At 67.3% G+C, this 15,897-nt stretch carries 17 protein-coding genes; 5 read left to right on the top strand and 12 right to left on the bottom strand.

Features of this window, described 5'->3' with window-relative positions; translation table 11 throughout:
• Window positions 1-169: 169 nt before the first annotated feature.
• On the bottom strand, window positions 170-472 hold the full coding sequence (locus tag IEZ21_RS45140; protein WP_033319440.1) for a glutaredoxin family protein: 303 nt from the start codon (window positions 470-472) through the stop codon (window positions 170-172).
• Between the two features lie 174 nt (window positions 473-646).
• Between IEZ21_RS45140 and IEZ21_RS45135 the strand changes: the two genes are divergently transcribed.
• The 3 genes from IEZ21_RS45135 (at window position 647) to IEZ21_RS45125 (ending at window position 4,282) form a co-directional block, all read left to right on the top strand.
• On the top strand, window positions 647-1,591 hold the full coding sequence (locus tag IEZ21_RS45135) for an HAD family hydrolase (protein ID WP_189327619.1): 945 nt from the start codon (window positions 647-649) through the stop codon (window positions 1,589-1,591).
• Window positions 1,592-1,937: 346 nt separating this feature from the next.
• The gene (locus IEZ21_RS45130; RefSeq protein WP_189327618.1) at window positions 1,938-2,780 is read left to right on the top strand and encodes an ECF subfamily RNA polymerase sigma factor, BldN family; all 843 of its coding nucleotides are present in this window, start codon (window positions 1,938-1,940) and stop codon (window positions 2,778-2,780) included.
• A 266-nt stretch (window positions 2,781-3,046) separates the two neighbouring features.
• Window positions 3,047-4,282, top strand: coding sequence for a DUF5667 domain-containing protein (locus IEZ21_RS45125; protein WP_189327617.1), 1,236 nt, complete (start codon window positions 3,047-3,049; stop codon window positions 4,280-4,282).
• A gap of 84 nt (window positions 4,283-4,366) precedes the next feature.
• On the opposite strand, the gene IEZ21_RS45120 is transcribed toward IEZ21_RS45125, so the two are convergent.
• The 8 genes from IEZ21_RS45120 to IEZ21_RS45085 all read right to left on the bottom strand — a co-directional run bounded on the left by IEZ21_RS45120 (window position 4,367) and on the right by IEZ21_RS45085 (window position 11,511).
• Window positions 4,367-5,431 carry a lysophospholipid acyltransferase family protein gene (locus IEZ21_RS45120; protein ID WP_189327616.1) on the bottom strand — a complete coding sequence of 355 codons (1,065 nt, stop codon included), beginning with the start codon at window positions 5,429-5,431 and terminating at the stop codon, window positions 4,367-4,369.
• Between the two features lie 14 nt (window positions 5,432-5,445).
• The gene (locus IEZ21_RS45115) at window positions 5,446-6,507 is read right to left on the bottom strand and encodes an NAD-dependent epimerase/dehydratase family protein (protein ID WP_189327615.1); all 1,062 of its coding nucleotides are present in this window, start codon (window positions 6,505-6,507) and stop codon (window positions 5,446-5,448) included.
• Window positions 6,508-6,842: 335 nt separating this feature from the next.
• Window positions 6,843-6,941, bottom strand: coding sequence for a 30S ribosomal protein bS22 (locus IEZ21_RS45110; protein WP_003948845.1), 99 nt, complete (start codon window positions 6,939-6,941; stop codon window positions 6,843-6,845).
• Between the two features lie 194 nt (window positions 6,942-7,135).
• Window positions 7,136-7,345, bottom strand: coding sequence for a helix-turn-helix domain-containing protein (locus IEZ21_RS45105; RefSeq protein ID WP_093781815.1), 210 nt, complete (start codon window positions 7,343-7,345; stop codon window positions 7,136-7,138).
• Window positions 7,346-7,474: 129 nt separating this feature from the next.
• Window positions 7,475-8,290, bottom strand: a complete 816-nt coding sequence (locus IEZ21_RS45100; protein WP_189327614.1) for a phosphatase — start codon at window positions 8,288-8,290, stop codon at window positions 7,475-7,477.
• A 114-nt stretch (window positions 8,291-8,404) separates the two neighbouring features.
• Window positions 8,405-9,577: an acetoin utilization protein AcuC gene (locus IEZ21_RS45095; protein ID WP_189327613.1), complete on the bottom strand. Its 1,173-nt coding sequence runs from the start codon at window positions 9,575-9,577 to the stop codon at window positions 8,405-8,407.
• Window positions 9,528-10,742 carry an MFS transporter gene (locus IEZ21_RS45090; protein ID WP_189327612.1) on the bottom strand — a complete coding sequence of 405 codons (1,215 nt, stop codon included), beginning with the start codon at window positions 10,740-10,742 and terminating at the stop codon, window positions 9,528-9,530. The genes IEZ21_RS45095 and IEZ21_RS45090 overlap by 50 nt, the downstream gene beginning before the upstream one ends.
• A 121-nt stretch (window positions 10,743-10,863) precedes the next feature.
• Window positions 10,864-11,511 carry an HAD family hydrolase gene (locus IEZ21_RS45085; RefSeq protein WP_189327611.1) on the bottom strand — a complete coding sequence of 216 codons (648 nt, stop codon included), beginning with the start codon at window positions 11,509-11,511 and terminating at the stop codon, window positions 10,864-10,866.
• A gap of 269 nt (window positions 11,512-11,780) precedes the next feature.
• Here IEZ21_RS45085 and IEZ21_RS45080 point away from each other — a divergent pair, with 269 nt between their 5' ends.
• Window positions 11,781-12,047 (top strand): hypothetical protein, encoded by a 267-nt coding sequence (locus tag IEZ21_RS45080; RefSeq protein ID WP_157857292.1) that lies wholly within the window; start codon window positions 11,781-11,783, stop codon window positions 12,045-12,047.
• Window positions 12,048-12,153: 106 nt separating this feature from the next.
• The gene (locus IEZ21_RS45075) at window positions 12,154-12,717 is read left to right on the top strand and encodes a hypothetical protein (protein ID WP_033319430.1); all 564 of its coding nucleotides are present in this window, start codon (window positions 12,154-12,156) and stop codon (window positions 12,715-12,717) included.
• A 69-nt stretch (window positions 12,718-12,786) separates the two neighbouring features.
• Here IEZ21_RS45075 and IEZ21_RS45070 read toward each other — a convergent pair whose 3' ends face one another.
• The 3 genes from IEZ21_RS45070 to IEZ21_RS45060 form a co-directional block, all read right to left on the bottom strand.
• Window positions 12,787-14,025, bottom strand: coding sequence for an IS110 family RNA-guided transposase (locus IEZ21_RS45070; protein WP_189327610.1), 1,239 nt, complete (start codon window positions 14,023-14,025; stop codon window positions 12,787-12,789).
• Between the two features lie 312 nt (window positions 14,026-14,337).
• Window positions 14,338-14,823 (bottom strand): hypothetical protein, encoded by a 486-nt coding sequence (locus IEZ21_RS45065; protein WP_189327609.1) that lies wholly within the window; start codon window positions 14,821-14,823, stop codon window positions 14,338-14,340.
• A 302-nt stretch (window positions 14,824-15,125) separates the two neighbouring features.
• A complete protein-coding gene (locus tag IEZ21_RS45060; RefSeq protein ID WP_189327608.1) occupies window positions 15,126-15,608 on the bottom strand; it encodes a hypothetical protein in 483 nt (160 codons plus the stop codon).
• Window positions 15,609-15,897: the final 289 nt, after the last annotated feature.

Here is a 15,897-nt window from a genome sequence, read left to right as displayed (position 1 = left end):
GGGCAAAGCCGTACACACTCCTCTACGCTCCCCGCCCCCGAGGCCAGACCGCCCCGATCCTAAGTGACTTTGCGAACCACTTGGAGTGCTCGGACGGGCCACGGTTCGGTTACGCACGCCACGACGGCCGGGTTTGCGCACGCCACCACGGTCCGATCGCGCGCTCCCCTCACCCCGCGAGGGCCCGCCGCAGCCGCCCCTCGTCCACCCGCCAGAACGTGTGCTGCGCACCGTCCACGAGCACCACCGGGATCTGCTCCCAGTACGCGCGATACAGCTCCTCGTCCTGCGTGATGTCCCTCTTCTCCCAGGACACACCGAGTTCTCCGCAGACTTTCTCGACGACGACCTGCGCGTCCTCACACAGATGACAGTCGGGCTTCCCGATCAACGTGACCAGCCGCTCACGCGGCGCCTTCTTCTTCTCCGTACGGCGGTCAGTACGCCGAAAGATGGGACTCATACGAGCCATTCTCGCCCGCCGACCACGCCCGGTCAGATGCGGGACCTTCACACAATCCACGCCACCACATGGGCGCGACCAGTCAGGAAGGGCCCACAGCCGTAACGACACGGTCGCGGAGAGTTCACACCATTCAAACCTCCCGACTCCGGAAGTAACGCACTGACTGGCTATGCTCACGCCATGGCCGCTCTCGGATGGCTCACTCCCCGTAGGCGCTCCGCCACGGCGCGGAGCGTGTTGGCAGGCGAGGCCTCGGCGGAGGCAGCGCGCAAGTCCTCCCAGGAACTGGAGGAACTCGCGCACGAAGCCGCGCCCGAAACCGCCGCCGAGGAACCGGAGTTCCCGGTCCTCGGCGACGACAAGGCCGCCGCCTTCTTCGACCTCGACAACACTGTGATGCAGGGCGCCGCGCTGTTCCACTTCGGCCGCGGCCTGCACAAGCGGAAGTTCTTCGAGACCCGCGACCTCGCCCGGTTCGCCTGGCAGCAGGCCTGGTTCCGGCTGGCCGGCGTCGAGGACCCCGAGCACATGCAGGAGGCGCGCGACTCCGCGCTGTCCATCGTGAAGGGCCACCGCGTCTCCGAACTGATGTCGATCGGCGAGGAGATCTACGACGAGTACATGGCCGAGCGCATCTGGCCCGGCACCCGCGCGCTGGCCGAGGCCCACCTCGACGCGGGCCAGAAGGTGTGGCTCGTCACGGCCGCCCCGGTCGAGATCGCCACGGTGATCGCCCGCCGCCTGGGCCTGACCGGCGCCCTCGGCACGGTCGCCGAGTCGGTCGACGGCGTCTACACAGGCAAGCTCGTCGGCGAACCCCTGCACGGCCCCGCGAAGGCGGAGGCGGTACGGGCGCTGGCGGCGGCGGAGGGCCTGGACCTGAGCCGCTGCGCCGCGTACAGCGACTCGCACAACGACATCCCGATGCTCTCGCTCGTCGGGCACCCGTACGCGATCAACCCCGACGCCAAGCTCCGCAAGCACGCCCGCACCCTCGACTGGCGCCTGCGCGACTACCGCACGGGCCGCAAGGCGGCGAAGGTCGGCATCCCCGCGGCGGCCGGCGTCGGCGCGGTGGCGGGCGGCACGGCAGCCGCGATCGCCCTGCACCGCCGCCGCCGCTGACACCGGCCCCACCGTCCATGAGTGCCCGCGTGTACGAACACGCGGGCAATTCTGCTGTCCTACCCGCCCACCGCCCCCGCCAGTCCCGTTGACGGCAGCCGGCCACAACACGCCCCGGGCTCGGCCGGAATGTGAAGCGATTCGATCAACTACTGGCCACTGTGCGGCACTTGATCAGTCGTCGATGCGTAACAGAAGCGACGTATTCGATGATTTGAGCAACTGGGCGTAATGCTGCCTGTACGAAGCGTTATTCTCCTCAGACGCATTACGGACCTCATACGTCGCTACGACGGGTGAATGTTCCGGTACTGCACGTGATGGAAGCTCTGCCTCTGGGAGTCCCGTGTACCCACACGTCGGGGTTGACGCCTCGGGCCTGGCTACGCTCCGCGCGATGGTCCTCGACCACCTGCGCGGTTTCGTCCCCACCGCGTACGCCGTCCCCGCCGTCCCCGCCCTCACTGTCTCCGCCGCGCCCGTCGGCCCGTGTTACGCACTGGCCGACGGCATCGAGCGGGGGCCGGCGCGAAGCGCCGTCGTCGAGGGGCGGAAGTCGGGTGACGGACGGACGGTGGGCAGACGGGGTCGCTCGAGCGCGTCTGCCACCACCACCGCCCGCCGCCCGGCCGCGGACAGCGACAGCGCCCGGATGATGAACCTCGTGGAGCGCGCCCAGGACGGCGAGGCCGAGGCCTTCGGGCGCCTCTACGACCAGTACAGCGACACCGTCTACCGCTACATCTACTACCGCGTGGGGGGCAAGGCGACCGCGGAGGACCTCACGAGCGAGACCTTTCTGCGCGCCCTGCGCCGCATCGGCACCTTCACCTGGCAGGGCCGCGACTTCGGCGCCTGGCTGGTCACGATCGCCCGCAACCTCGTCGCCGACCACTTCAAGTCGAGCCGCTTCCGCCTGGAAGTGACCACCGGCGAGATGCTCGACGCCAACGAGGTCGAGCGCTCCCCCGAGGACTCCGTCCTGGAGTCCCTGTCGAACGCGGCGCTTCTGGACGCCGTACACCGCCTCAACCCGCAGCAGCAGGAGTGCGTGACCCTGCGCTTCCTCCAGGGCCTCTCGGTCGCCGAAACCGCCCGCGCGATGGGCAAGAACGAGGGCGCGATCAAGACCCTCCAGTACCGCGCCGTGCGCACACTGGCCCGGCTCCTGCCCGACGACGCCCGCTGAGAACCCGTATCCCACCCTCACCCACCCCGTACACCCCCTTACCCTCAGCGACGCACAACTCACCCTTCGTTGCCGCCTGTTGGCTTCGCGGTCCGATCATCCGTCCTCCGTAACCCAAGTGCCGAACCGCTCGTTGTGCGGGATACAGGCTCCCTGTGGTCACCTCTGGCCGTCCCCGATCACTCGATCGTGTGGATCCGATCAGAGAGTGCAACCCTCAGGACCCCCTGGGGAGTCGACCGTCATGACGAGAGGAGGTGCCGCCAGTGATCGCGAACGTATCGGCGCACCGGCGGGCGCACGCCTTCGCCCAGGCCCTGGAAGAGCAGTCCGACCGGGGCACGGCGGCCGAGCAGTCCGAAGGTCCGGCCCCGGAACCCACGGACCGGTCCGGCCGGTCCGAGCGGAGCCGGATGCTGTCCCTGGCGACCGGCCTCGGCGAGCTGCCCAAACCGGCGATGGACCCCGAGGTCAAGGTCGTTCAGCGGGCCCAGCTGGTGGCCGCGATGGAGGCCATGCTGCTGGAGGGCACGGCCGCGGGGGGCGACGCGGTGGAGCCTTCGGTGCCCGGACAGAGATCGCCACGAGGGCGGGGTGCTCATCGGGCGACCGGGATGGGAAAGCTGCGACCGCGTTCCCGGCTCTCCAAGGGGCTCGCCGCGGGTGGGCTCACCGTGGGTGTGGCCGCGGGAGCGTTCAGCGGCGTGGCCGCCGCCAGTTCCGACGCCCTGCCCGGTGACTCGCTCTATGGGCTCAAGCGCGGCATGGAGGACCTCAAGCGGGGCATGGCCGACGACGACAGCGACCGCGGCGGGCTCTATCTCGACCAGGCGTCCACGCGGCTGAGCGAGGCGCGCCGGCTGATCGAGCGCGACCGCTCCGGGCCCCTCGACCACGAGTCCATGGGCGAGATCCGCCGTGCGCTGTCCGGCATGCGGCACGACGCGTCGGAAGGCCACCGGCTACTGCACGAGGCGTACGAGCGCGACCCCGACTCCCTGGGCCCCATCCAGACCCTCTCGGCCTTCTCCCAGTCGCACCGCGACGCGTGGGGCGCGCTGCGTGACCGGCTGCCCGCGCAGCTCGGCGATGTCAGCCGGCAGGTCAGCTCGGTCTTCGACGCCATAGACGAAGAGGTCGATCCGCTGCGCTCGCTGCTGCCGAAGCCCCCCTCACGGGAGGGCACGAGCCGCCGGCCGGACTCCGGCCGGTCCTCCACCGGCTCCTCCGACACGGACCGCCCGACCACCCCGAGCGCCACCGACGGCTCCCCCGACGGCAGCGAGTCCAGCAGCGGCAACCCCAAGCCGTCCACCTCGGGCACGGAGGACGACGGCCTGCTCGGCGGCAACACGGGCGGCCTCCTGGAACCGCCCACGGAAGACACCAGCACCACCCCGTCCGACAGGACCACCCCACCGGCCAAGCCCGACGTCACGGTCCCGCCCCTGCTCCCAGGACTCCTCCCGGAGCTGGGCGTCGAGAACGAGAACACGGATTAGTTTCCGCTGATACGCCGGTGGGGGCGCCCCTTGCGAAAAGGGGCGCCCCCACCGGCGTATCCACGCTCCTTCAGCAGCCGCCCGTCAGAAGAACACCGACCTGCGCTGCACCAGGAGCTTGTAAAGCGTGTGCTGGATCTGCTCCCTGACCTGGTCCGTCAGGTTGAACATCAGCATCGGGTCCTCGGCGGCCTCCGGCGGGTAGCCGTCCGTCGGGATCGGCTCGCCGAACTGGATGGTCCACTTCGTGGGGAGCGGGACCGCGCCCAACGGGCCGAGCCACGGGAACGTCGGCGTGATCGGGAAGTACGGGAAACCCAGAAGCCGCGCCAGCGTCTTGGCGTTTCCGATCATCGGGTAGATCTCCTCCGCTCCGACGATCGAGCAGGGGATGATCGGCGTGCCCTGGCGCAGGGCCGTCGACACGAAGCCGCCGCGGCCGAAGCGCTGGAGCTTGTAGCGGTCGCCGAACGGTTTGCCGATGCCCTTGAAGCCCTCCGGCATCACACCGACCAGCTCACCACGCTCCAGAAGCCGCTCCGCGTCCTCCGCGCACGCGAGCGTATGACCGGCCTTGCGGGCCAGCTCGTTGACCACCGGCAGCATGAAGACCAGGTCGGCGGCCAGCAGGCGGAGGTGGCGGCCGTCGGGGTGGTTGTCGTGCACCGCGACCTGCATCATCAGGCCGTCCAGCGGCAGTGTCCCGGAGTGGTTGGAGACGATCAGCGCCCCGCCCTCGGACGGGATGTTCTCGATGCCCTTCACTTCGACGCGGAAGTACTTCTCGTAGAGCGGTCGCAGCATCGACATCAGGACCTGGTCGGTGAGCTCCTGGTCGTAACCGAAGTCGTCGACCTCGTAGTCACCCGTCAACCGCCGCCGCAGGAAGGCCAGGCCACCCGCGATGCGCTGGTCCCAGCCACCGCCCTGCCGCTCCGGCGGGGATGCGGCTTCCTCAGGCGTCACCGGCACATCTGTCACAGGAACATCATCCTGCAGAATCGTTCGGCCAGGCAGGGGCTGTACCTCACGTACCCCTGCGGGCTCGCCCTTGAGCCGGCTCCCCGCCCCTCGGCGCCGCGGCGGCCGGTGCGCGGCACTCCCACGGGACCGATCGTCGTCGAACGGAATGACCTTGGCGTCCGCCATCGTTGATGCGCTCCTCAGTTGGCGCTCTGCGTCGGGGGGTGGCCACCGCCCAGAAGGGACAGCCCGGCGATCCGGTCGACGGCCCCGGCAAGGGCTTCCGGCGGCAGGAGTCCGGGTCCGCGGCTGCGCGCGAAGTCCGCGAAGGTCTCCACGGTCGTGTACTTCGGCCGGAAACCCAGCGTCTCGCGCATCTGTTTGGTCGCCACGACCCGGCCATGGGTGAGCAGCCGCAGCTGCTCGGGCGAGAAGTCCGTCATACCCAGCGTACGCACTGCCGTGCCCACCCAGCTGACCGCGGGCAGCAGCAGCGGCACCGTGGGCCGGCCGAGCCTGCGCGCACACTGCGAGAGAAGCAGGAGGCCGTCGCCGGCGATGTTGAACGTCCCGCTGTTGAGCGTCCCGCGCTCCGGTTCGTGCGAGGCGATGCGCAGCACGTCGATCACATCGTCCTCGTGGACGAACTGCAGCCGCGGATCGTAGCCGAACACGGTCGGCAGCACGGGCAGCGAGAAGTACGCGGCCAGCGGCGAATCCGCGCTCGGCCCGAGGATGTTCGCGAACCGCAGCACACACACGGCCACATCGGGCCTGCGCCGCGCGAAGCCGCGTACGTACCCCTCGACCTCCACCGTGTCCTTCGCGAAGCCACCACTGGGCAGCGACTTGGGCGGCGTCGTCTCGGTGAACACGGCCGGGTCGCGGGGTGCCGACCCGTACACGTTCGTACTGGACTTCACGACCAGCCGCTTGACCGCCGGGGACTTCTGGCAGGCACCGAGCAGCTGCATGGTGCCGATGACGTTGGTCTCCTTGACCGAGGTCCGGCTGCCACTGCCCAGCGGAGTGCCCGTGACGTCCATGTGAACGACCGTGTCGACGGAGTACTCGGCGAGCAGGCGCGCGATGGTGGGCTGCCTTATGTCGGCCTGTACGAAATCGGCTCCGCCCAGGTGGTGCTCGGGCCGGACCGCGTCCACGGCGACCACCCGGTCCACCTCGGGGTCACGCTGGATCCGCCGTACGAAACGGCCCCCGAGCTGCCGGGCCACTCCGGTCACGAGCACGACCTTGCCCAAGATCAGCGCCTTCCTTCCAGCCCTTGAGGACTTCCTGCTCGTACTCTGCCGCGTTCCCCGTGACGGCCCACGTTAGCGGGTAGATGTTGCGCTGTGGTGACCACTCGATGCATGAAGTCACCGCGGACGCGGACGTACGGCCAGACTCGGCCAGGGACGTACGACCGGACCAAGCCAACCAGGTAGGGCACCAAGCCAACGGGGTATGGCTGTGGCCTCCCACCGGTTGGTGGGAGGCCACAGAGCGCCTGCCTGTCGCAGCGGCGCGCAACACCATGGACAGAGTCGTGAGGGCGGGTCCGCCGGGGCGGGTTCACGGCCCTACGACCTGCTGCCTACTTCTTGTTGCGACGCTGAACGCGCGTGCGCTTGAGCAGCTTGCGGTGCTTCTTCTTCGCCATCCGCTTGCGCCGCTTCTTGATAACAGAGCCCACGTCAACCCTCGCTCACTTCTCGGACAACCCCCGCGTCAGCGGGGACAATCACTCGGTGCGGGGCTGCATTGGGGCCCACACGACCTACGGGGGGCCAGCCTACCCCGACAGAGCTCCGAGCTTGTAATCGAGGTGATCCCGGGGGAACCGGCGACGCCCCTGAGGGCCGTCACCGGTATCCGCCCAAGGCGCCGTCAGGCGGTTTCCACCCCCACATAGGACTCGCGAAGGTACTCGTGAACCGCTTGCTCCGGGACTCGGAATGACCTCCCGACCCGGATCGCGGGCAGATGACCGCTGTGCACCAGTCGGTACACGGTCATCTTCGACACTCGCATCACCGAGGCGACTTCCGCCACGGTTAGGAACTGAACCTCGTTCAGAGGCCTCTCGCCAGCAGCCATGACACACCTGAACCTTCCGCACTCGACGGTCACCGGCTTCCCCTTCCGGTGACACTTCGTCGTTGCGTGCTCACTCCCCAATGTAGGGGCGGGTGATGCGAGTGGGGAAGAGGGGATGCCATCTGGGCCCTACTGTGACAGACACGCTCGATTGAGTACATAGCGAGTAAGCGGCCGGTAGTAAGCAGACCGCACAGCGTCATCAAGCGGAACGGCGACGGACACCCGCCCCTCCGCCTCCCCGACGAACAGCGCGGGATCGTCCGTATCACCAAGACCCATGGCCTCGAACCCCAGCTGACCTGCGCCGCAGACCCAGCCATGGTCTCCGATCACCAGTTCCGGGAGAGGCCCGCCGGCCTCCGCCGCGGCGGCCAGCGCGAGTCGAACCGGGAGCGGTGAATGGGAGTGTGCGCCGGTCTCACAACCGGTGGCGGAGGAGCCTGGTTCGCGCACCAGCGCGACACCTTGTACGTAGTCAAGGTTGTGCGTGCGTAGACCGAACCGGGTCGTTATGTCGATACAGCTACCCTGCGCGGGGGTGAGCACGGCACATCCCGCCGCCGACAGGGCGTCCGCGAGAGCGGCGTAGAAACCGAGCAGTCGGTGCGGGTGGCCGGTACCCAGGAGAACCGGGGAACGGTTACGGGCCGCCGCCTGGAGCCGCTCCGCGAAGGCGTCAAGAGCCGCCAACGTCCGCTCAGGGTCGATCACATCATGGCCCGATGTATGCCGTGGATCGGCCGAGACTCCGCACTTGTCCGCCATCAAGGCAATCAAATCCGGCTGTTTCCACGTCCATTCAGGGTCGAGCCCGATCATCACGCGGGGATCGCGAGCCGCGAAGAGCCGATAGCTCCGCAGACTCTCCTCCCGCGAGGTCGCCACGGGCCCGGCCAACCGGGCGGCCAGCAGATGCGCACGCAATGCTCCGGCACTCAACACGTCAGCGATGCTGGCGCATGTGCCACTGGCTCACGCCGAAAACGGGAAAAGCCCGCACGGTCGGAGTAACAAACGGCTGTCCGCCCTGGCGGAAGCGGGGCCTGCGAGGAGGGCCTACGCCAACAGCCCTCGCAACGGGAACACGGCCCGCCGAGCCGCGACGATCGCCTGATCAAGCCGGTCGGCCGGATCGTAGCCGTCCTCCCACGACTTCCAGGCCACGGGCCACCGCCCATCAGTCATCCGCGCCGGCGCCAACTGCCGCGTACGAGCGAAGACTTCCTGCCGCCATCCCTCAGGAATCACCGCATCCGGCGCGATCTCCCGCCCCGCGGCAATGGCGACAAGATGCGTCCACGACCGGGGCACCACGTCCACCACGGCGTACCCGCCCCCACCAAGCGCGATCCACCGCCCCTCGGCGTACTCATGCGCCAGCTCATGACAAGCGACCTGCACCGCCCGCTGCGCATCCAGCGAAACGGCCAGATGAGCCAGCGGATCCTCGAAGTGCGTATCGGCCCCGTGCTGAGTCACCAGCACCTGAGGCCGGAAGTCCGCGATCAACTCCGGCACGACGGAGTGAAAGGCCCGCAGCCACCCCGCGTCCCCGGTCCCGGCCGGCAGCGCCACGTTCACCGCGGAGCCCTCCGCACCGTCCGCCCCGGTCTCCTCCGGCCACCCGGTCTGCGGAAACAAGGTCCGAGGATGCTCGTGCAACGAGATCGTCAGCACCCGCGGGTCCTCCCAGAACGCGGCCTGCACCCCGTCCCCGTGATGCACATCCACATCGATGTACGCCACCCGCTCCGCCCCCAGCTCCAGCAGCCGCGCGATCGCCAGCGACGCGTCGTTGTAGATGCAGAACCCCGACGCCCCGCCGGGCATCGCATGGTGCAGCCCGCCCGCGAAGTTCACCGCGTGCGAGACGTCCCCGCGCCACACCGCCTCGGCCGCCCCCACCGACTGCCCGGCGATCAGCGCGGACACCTCGTGCATCCCGGCGAAGGCTGGATCGTCCATGGTCCCGAGGCCGTACGACATGTCCGCCGCCCGAGGATCCACGGAAGCGGCCTTGACCGCCTCGATGTAGTCCTCGCGATGCACGAGCCGCAACGTCGACTCCCCGGCCGCCTTCGCCGCGACCACGTCCATCTCACGATCGAGCCCGAAGGCATCGACCAGCCGACGGGTCAACGCCAGGCGGACCGGATCCATCGGGTGATCCGGACCGAAGTCATAGCCCGTTACTGCCTCGTCCCACATCAGCTGTGTGCGGCCGCTCATGCCCGTCACCGTATCGGTTTGGTTCAGGAGCGAACGACCGGGCGTACACCAGGGTCACCAGCACCAACACCATCGGCACGAGCATGGCCCCCCGATACGTCCACGCATCACCCAGAGCCCCCACGAGGGGCGAACCGATCAAGAAACCCACATAGTTGAAGATATTCAGCCGCGCGATGGCAGCATCCGCAGCACCGGGGAACAGCCTCCCGGCAGCCGCGAAAGTCTGCGGTACGAGCACACACAACCCGAGCCCCAGCAACGTGAACCCGAGCAGCCCGACCCACGCCCCCGGCGCCACCGCCACCACCGCGAACCCCACGGACGCGACGATCGCCCCCAGCCGTACGACCGCCACGGCCCCGAACCGCCGCACCCCGAAGTCCCCGATGGCCCGCCCGAGCAGCGTGGTGACCATGTAGACGTTGTACGGCACGGTCGCCAGCTGCTCCGAACTGCCCAGCACGTCCTGCAGATACTTGGCGCTCCAGTTGGAGACGGTCGAGTCCCCGATGTACGCGAAGGTCATCACCAGGCACAGCGGCAACAGCAACTTGAAGGCGACGGGTTGCCCGACCGCCTCCTTCGGCTTCTCCGCGCCGGGTCCGCCTCCGTCGACGTACCACCGGCTCCCCACCAACGCGACGGGCAGCAGCACCAGGACGACCGGCAGATACGACACGAACAGGTGCAGATCCCAGTGCGCCCCCACCCACGCAAGCGAGGCCCCGATGATCCCGCCCAGGCTGTACACCGCGTGGAAGCCGAGGATGATGCTGCGCCCGTACGCGTGCTGCAGGCTCACTCCGAGCATGTTCATGGACGCGTCGAGCGCTCCGACGGCCAGCCCGAACGCCGCCAGCGACAGCCCGATCTCCCACAGCCCGTCACCGGCTCCGACACCGAGCAGCGCGAGCAGCACGACGGGCTGCGACCAGCGCAGTACGTGACTGGGACACACCCGCTTGACCAACTGCTCCGTGCAGACACTGCCGACGCCGGCGAGGACCGGCACGGCGGCGAGGAAGGCGGGCAGCAGGGCATCGGAGATCCCGTACTGGTCCTGGATCGCGGGAATCCGCGTCACCAGCAGCGCAAAGGCCACACCCTGAGCGAAGAAGCTGAACGCCAACGAAGCCCGGCCGCGCCGCAGCACATCTGTCATGGCGGCTCAGCGTAAGGCTCTTGCTTACTCGTGGGTAGACGATTCGGAAGATGAGTTTTATTCACCTTTCGAAGAGCAAGATCAGCTGACGAGCTGTTCGGCCAGTCACCCGGCCCACTGGTCAGCTCTGGAGAAGCCCGATCAGCTCACTCATGTCACCGAAGAGCCGGTCTGCACCCGCCAGCCGGTCGGCGGTCGTCATCGCCGTGAAGCCGTACACGTCCATCCCGGCCGCGACGGCCGCCCGCACTCCGAGCGGACTGTCCTCTACGACGAGGCACTTCTCCGGCGGTACGCCCATCCGATCGGCCGCGTACAGGAACAGATCCGGTGCCGGCTTCCCCCGCCCCACATCCTCCGAGCTGAAGATCTGGCCCTCCCCGAACCACCTCTCCATCCCGGTCTTCCGATGCCCGACCCGGATCCGCTCATGACTCCCGGACGAGGCCACACAGATCCGTACCCCGTCCGCCACCAGCTTCTCCAGCACCTCCGCCGCCCCGGCCACCGGCTCCAGGTCCCGCTCGAACGCCGCGAACACCCGGGCGTGCAGCACATCGTCGAACTCCTCGGGCAACCGCCGCCCCGACCGCTGCCACACGATGTCGTGTACGCGGTGCACGGCAGCGCCCATGTAGTCGCGCAGCGAGTCTTCGTACGAAGTGGGGTGCCCCAGCTCGGTCAGATAGCCGGCGAGGATCCGATTGGAGAGAGGCTCGCTGTCGACGAGCACCCCATCATTGTCGAAGACCACCAGGTCATAGCGCATGAGGGAGAGCCTAGTGCTCGGCCGTGACGATGATCCGACCAGCCGGCTCGTCATGCAGGTGGAGTAGCGGGCCGCGGCCGAACAGCTTCACCCGAATGCCACGGATGACGCGCCCGATTATCCGTACCGAATTACCGTTGAGCGCATGTCTTAGATCCTTCCTGGTCGAGTAAGAATCCAGTCTTGCCCGGACCGACGCGGTTTCCCGAAAGATCGACGGCATTCCTGGTGACGCCATCCGGCACAGACCACGAAAGGAGGCACAAGCAATGGAGGATATTCTTCGAAGGCTCGACAAGTGCAAGATCGACGCAGAGGACTTCCATGTCGATCTCGCGCGCGACGCGAAGATCAGCCTCGAATGCCTCGACCCTATACCCGGAGATACTGAAGCCGAGCCTGCGGCGGCACAGCCTCCGGTTGGGTGCCGCGCGTCGCTGTACGATGCCATAAGGGGCATGAGCGAATACGGATCAACGGTCGAGACGGAAAAACGCCGGAATGATCGCGATGGCCTCTTTCGTCCGCGCGGGTGAGATATGCGAGACACAGGCCGCAGCCGATGCCGGATCTCACGCCGCTTTCGGTCGCCTCGGCACCGATCGGCTCACTGAGAATTCCCGCCAGTGAGTGAGGGCTGTGATGGACATAAAAACGCGGGAAGGCTTCGATCCGTACCCCGAGGAGCCCAGAGGACGGACCCTGGGGGACAAGTACTTCATGGAGTTCACGAGGCTGGTCCACGTGAGCCTGAAGAGTTCTTGGTGGGGAGAGCCGGTGAGCGCTCTTCTGGGCGCTGCGGGCGGTGCCTGGCTCGGCCATGACGACGACCTGCCGATAGAACCAGTGATCGGAATTGCCGCCTCCATGATCGGTGTCATCATCGGAGCCGTTCTCGCCGCATTGGCTATGATCACGCGAGCCTGTGACACTTCTTTCCTGAGGAAAGCAAGCAAGGCAGGAATTCTACCCATCACCGATTACTTGTGGCAATTCTTCACTGTCATCGCGATGGGAGTCTTGTCCACTATCTCCCTGTTGCTGGTGGCCGCAGTTTCCGAGGAAGCCCCGACGGAGCTGCGTGTGGCTGCCGGGGGACTGGCCGGGTTCTTCGTACTTTGGACACTGACCAGCCTCCTTCCCGCCTTGGGGGCGCTCATAGTGTTCACGCGCCTCATCGAGAAAACTGCTGGTATCCGCGAATGACGGCAGAAAGAATCGGTTACCGGTGGTTCGTCAACCTCGATCTGCTCTGCTCTGAAAATCCCTGCCCGATCAGCCGTTGGTGCGGGGTTCGAGAGATACGTCGTAGCCGAGCTGGGTGAGCTGGCCGACGAGTCTGCGGGTTTGCCGGGACTTGCGGATGCGGTTGATGAAGTGGTCGGCGCCGAGGTCCTGGTAGGGGGTGTCCCTGGTGAGGATGTGCCAGACGGAGACGAGGATCGAGTGCTCGACGGCGACGAGCGCGCGCTTCTTGCCCCGGTGGCCGACCAGGCGCCGGAATTGGGCAGCGAGGTAGGTGTTCTTCGAGCGGGCAGCTGCCGCGGCAGCGTTGCCCAGGACTCCCTTGAGCCAGGCGTCACCGTGGCGGGTGCGTCCGCTGGTGACCTTGCCGGCGGATTCGTGGTTGCCCGGGCAGACCCCGGCCCAGGAGGCGAGGTGGCCAGCTGTGGGGAAGCGCCGCATGTCGACCCCGATCTCCGCGACCACGACCTGGGCTGCGGTGAGACTGATTCCCGGGATGGTCACCAGCAGCTCCAGCTGGCGCCGGTAGGGCTCAAGACGGCGGTCGATCTCGGCGGTGAGCCCTTTGACCGTGGCTGTGGAGGCGTCAATGCGATCCAGCATAATGCGGGCCAGGAAAGCGTGGTGATCGGTGAAGAATCCGGTGAGCGCCTGGACCAGTTGGGCTTCCTTGTCCTTCAGGGCTCCGACGGCGAGCCGGGCCAGAACCTGGGGGTCGCGCTCACCGCCGATCAGCGCCTCCACCATCGTGCGGGCTGACTTCCCGCCGAGGTCGGAGACGACGCTCGACAGTTTGATCCCGGGATCCTCCAGCAGCTTCTCCAGGCGCTGGATCTCCCGGGTGCGTTCCCGGGTGACCTCGGTGCGGTAGCGGGTAAGATCACGCAGTTGCCGGATCGGCTTGGGCGGGACGAAGGACGGGCGTACCAGGCCGTGTTCGATGAGCTGGCAGATCCACTGACAGTCACGCACGTCCGTCTTGCGGCCGGGGACGTTGCGCATGTGCTGGGCGTTGAGCAGCCAGGTCTCCATCTGCTCCTCGAGGAGGTAGTACACGGGCTTCCAGTAGGACCCGGTTGCTTCCATTCCGACCAGGGTGATCTGCTCAGACAGCAGCCACTCGCGCAGGGCCAGCAGTCCCTCGGTCATCGTGGAGAAGGTGCGGATCTCGGTGTGCCGGCGTCCGTTCCGCCCCGGAACACGGATGCACACTTTGCAGTCGGCCTTGCCGATGTCGATCCCCGCGCAGCGTTCGTGGACAAGATCCATGCTGGTTTCTCCCTCCCGCGCCGTCCGTCGCGCCGCAGCGAACGACCGCCAGGCGAGGATCCGGCAGGAGAGAAGAATCTGCTCTGCGTGCTCGCGGCAACACTTCGGGGTGCCTGCGCCAGGTCCTCAGCGCCAGACTTTCGTACAGGCTCGAATCGGCACCAAGATCGAACGACGTCAGCCGGGCGGTCGCCCACCCCGATTTTCACGACTCCAGGGTGTCGTCGCCAGATGTCCGGATGACTTTCGTGATGGGCGGCTCCCGCGTGAGGCAGCGTGAACGGCGCCCCACGCGGGAAGGTGTGCCCTACGTCATTCGTCGATGTTGAGGGTCAAGTGGACGCGGTTCCCTTCCAGGGTGATGTAGCCGTCACCATAGGCCGAGCGGTAGTGGCCAGTGCCGCCGATGATGCCGGTCTTGGCGGTCACGGGCTTATCCGGCTTGTAAGTGATCATGTCGCTGAGCGTCAGTTTCCCTTTCTTCAGTCGCAGCACACGCGTGCACTGTGCGGTCAGCTCGTCGGCGGAGGCCTTGACCGCGCTGCACTCCGACTCGGCGTCACCGGCGTATCGAAGCTGCTTCTTCTTGACGCTGTACAGCTTCAGATGGGTCACCCAGCTGTCGCCGGCCTCAACGTAGTCGGGCATCGTGTCGAGCACGTTGACCCCGGTCAGCGTGACCTTCTCAATATCGTTGCCCTTGTCTTTTCCCTCGGCGTGCGCGGCCATGGCGGGAAAAAGGGCGAGCGCTGTGGTGAGGGCTGAGATGACGACACCACGGACAGCTGAATTGATCACGGAACCTCCAGGCCGCATACAGTGCCCCAGGCCCTCTGGAGCATTGGCGAGTCATTTCACGCGGTGTGATCCCCCTTGGACAATGCGCCCCCCGCGTCCGGGCCGCACATGCCACTCGGTCAGAGGAACGGTCGCCCCTCTGACTGACTGTCGGCGGGGCTGCCCCCGGACACCGCCCCGCCCTCGACGCCTCGGTCGTCACCGCTCGGCCTCCAATTCGGCCCAACGGATCGGCCCCCGGGTGGACGCCGCGCCCCCACCCGGGCAGCGGAAGCGAACCCGTGCGGGGAACACTCTCGACGTCAGTCGTCGACGTGGAGATCGAAGTGGACCCGGTTGCCTGTCAGGGTGATGTAGCCCTCTCCCTCGGCGTCGTTGTAGATGCCAGCGCCGCCCGCAATAGCAGTCTTGGCGGTGATGGGCGCATCATTCGTGCGCGTGATCATGTCGTGGAGGGTGATTTCGCCCTTCTTCAAGCGCAGCACACGCGTGCACTGGGCGGTCAGATGGTCTCTGGTCGCCTCGACAGCACTGCACCGCGAGCTGGCGTCGCCAGCGAACCGCTTCTTGGAGTCGTACAGATTCAGGTAGGTGACCCAACTGTCGCCGGCCTCGACGTACTCCGGCATCGTGTCGGTCTCGGTGACACCGGTGAGCTTGAGCCTCACGATGTCGTTGTCCCCGACGTCAGCCACCGCGGCCGGCGCGGACAGGGCGGGAAGAAGGGTGAGCGCGGCGGTCAAGCCGACAGCGATCACGGCACGACGGACAGTGGCAGAGGTCATGGATCCTCCTAGGGGTTGGACTGCGGGGTGCCCGGCCCTCCGAAGCACCGACGAGCCATTCCATGCGCCGGAATCCCGCCGGGCAACGCGCCTCGCTCGTCCGGACCGCACGAGCCACTCGGACAGAGGAACAATCGGCCAGCGCCACGTGTACCAGGGAGGCGGAGATCCTTGCCGATCCTGCTCCGGCCGAAATGCAGAAAGCCCCCGCACCGAAGTGCGGGGGCTTTCTCAACATTTGTTCGGCGGTGTCCTACTCTCCCACAGGGTCCCCCCTGCAGTACCATCG

It is taken from the genome of Streptomyces flaveus (assembly GCF_014647675.1).
Taxonomy (GTDB): Bacteria; Actinomycetota; Actinomycetes; order Streptomycetales; family Streptomycetaceae; genus Streptomyces; species Streptomyces flaveus.
The sequence above is the reverse complement of the archived record's forward strand: the minus strand, read 5'-3'. Positions and strand labels throughout refer to the sequence as shown.

Bases quoted from the DNA above. Each gene is read 5' to 3' on its own strand.
- IEZ21_RS45075 (WP_033319430.1), top strand. From the start codon at position 12,154: ATGGACATAAAAACGCGGGAAGGCTTCGATCCGTACCCCGAGGAGCCC.
- IEZ21_RS45140 (WP_033319440.1), bottom strand. From the start codon at position 472: ATGGCTCGTATGAGTCCCATCTTTCGGCGTACTGACCGCCGTACGGAG.
- IEZ21_RS45080 (WP_157857292.1), top strand. From the start codon at position 11,781: ATGGAGGATATTCTTCGAAGGCTCGACAAGTGCAAGATCGACGCAGAG.
- IEZ21_RS45090 (WP_189327612.1), bottom strand. From the start codon at position 10,742: ATGACAGATGTGCTGCGGCGCGGCCGGGCTTCGTTGGCGTTCAGCTTC.
- IEZ21_RS45105 (WP_093781815.1), bottom strand. From the start codon at position 7,345: ATGGCTGCTGGCGAGAGGCCTCTGAACGAGGTTCAGTTCCTAACCGTG.
- IEZ21_RS45135 (WP_189327619.1), top strand. From the start codon at position 647: ATGGCCGCTCTCGGATGGCTCACTCCCCGTAGGCGCTCCGCCACGGCG.
- IEZ21_RS45095 (WP_189327613.1), bottom strand. From the start codon at position 9,577: ATGAGCGGCCGCACACAGCTGATGTGGGACGAGGCAGTAACGGGCTAT.
- IEZ21_RS45060 (WP_189327608.1), bottom strand. From the start codon at position 15,608: ATGACCTCTGCCACTGTCCGTCGTGCCGTGATCGCTGTCGGCTTGACC.
- IEZ21_RS45085 (WP_189327611.1), bottom strand. From the start codon at position 11,511: ATGCGCTATGACCTGGTGGTCTTCGACAATGATGGGGTGCTCGTCGAC.
- IEZ21_RS45070 (WP_189327610.1), bottom strand. From the start codon at position 14,025: ATGGATCTTGTCCACGAACGCTGCGCGGGGATCGACATCGGCAAGGCC.
- IEZ21_RS45120 (WP_189327616.1), bottom strand. From the start codon at position 5,431: ATGGCGGACGCCAAGGTCATTCCGTTCGACGACGATCGGTCCCGTGGG.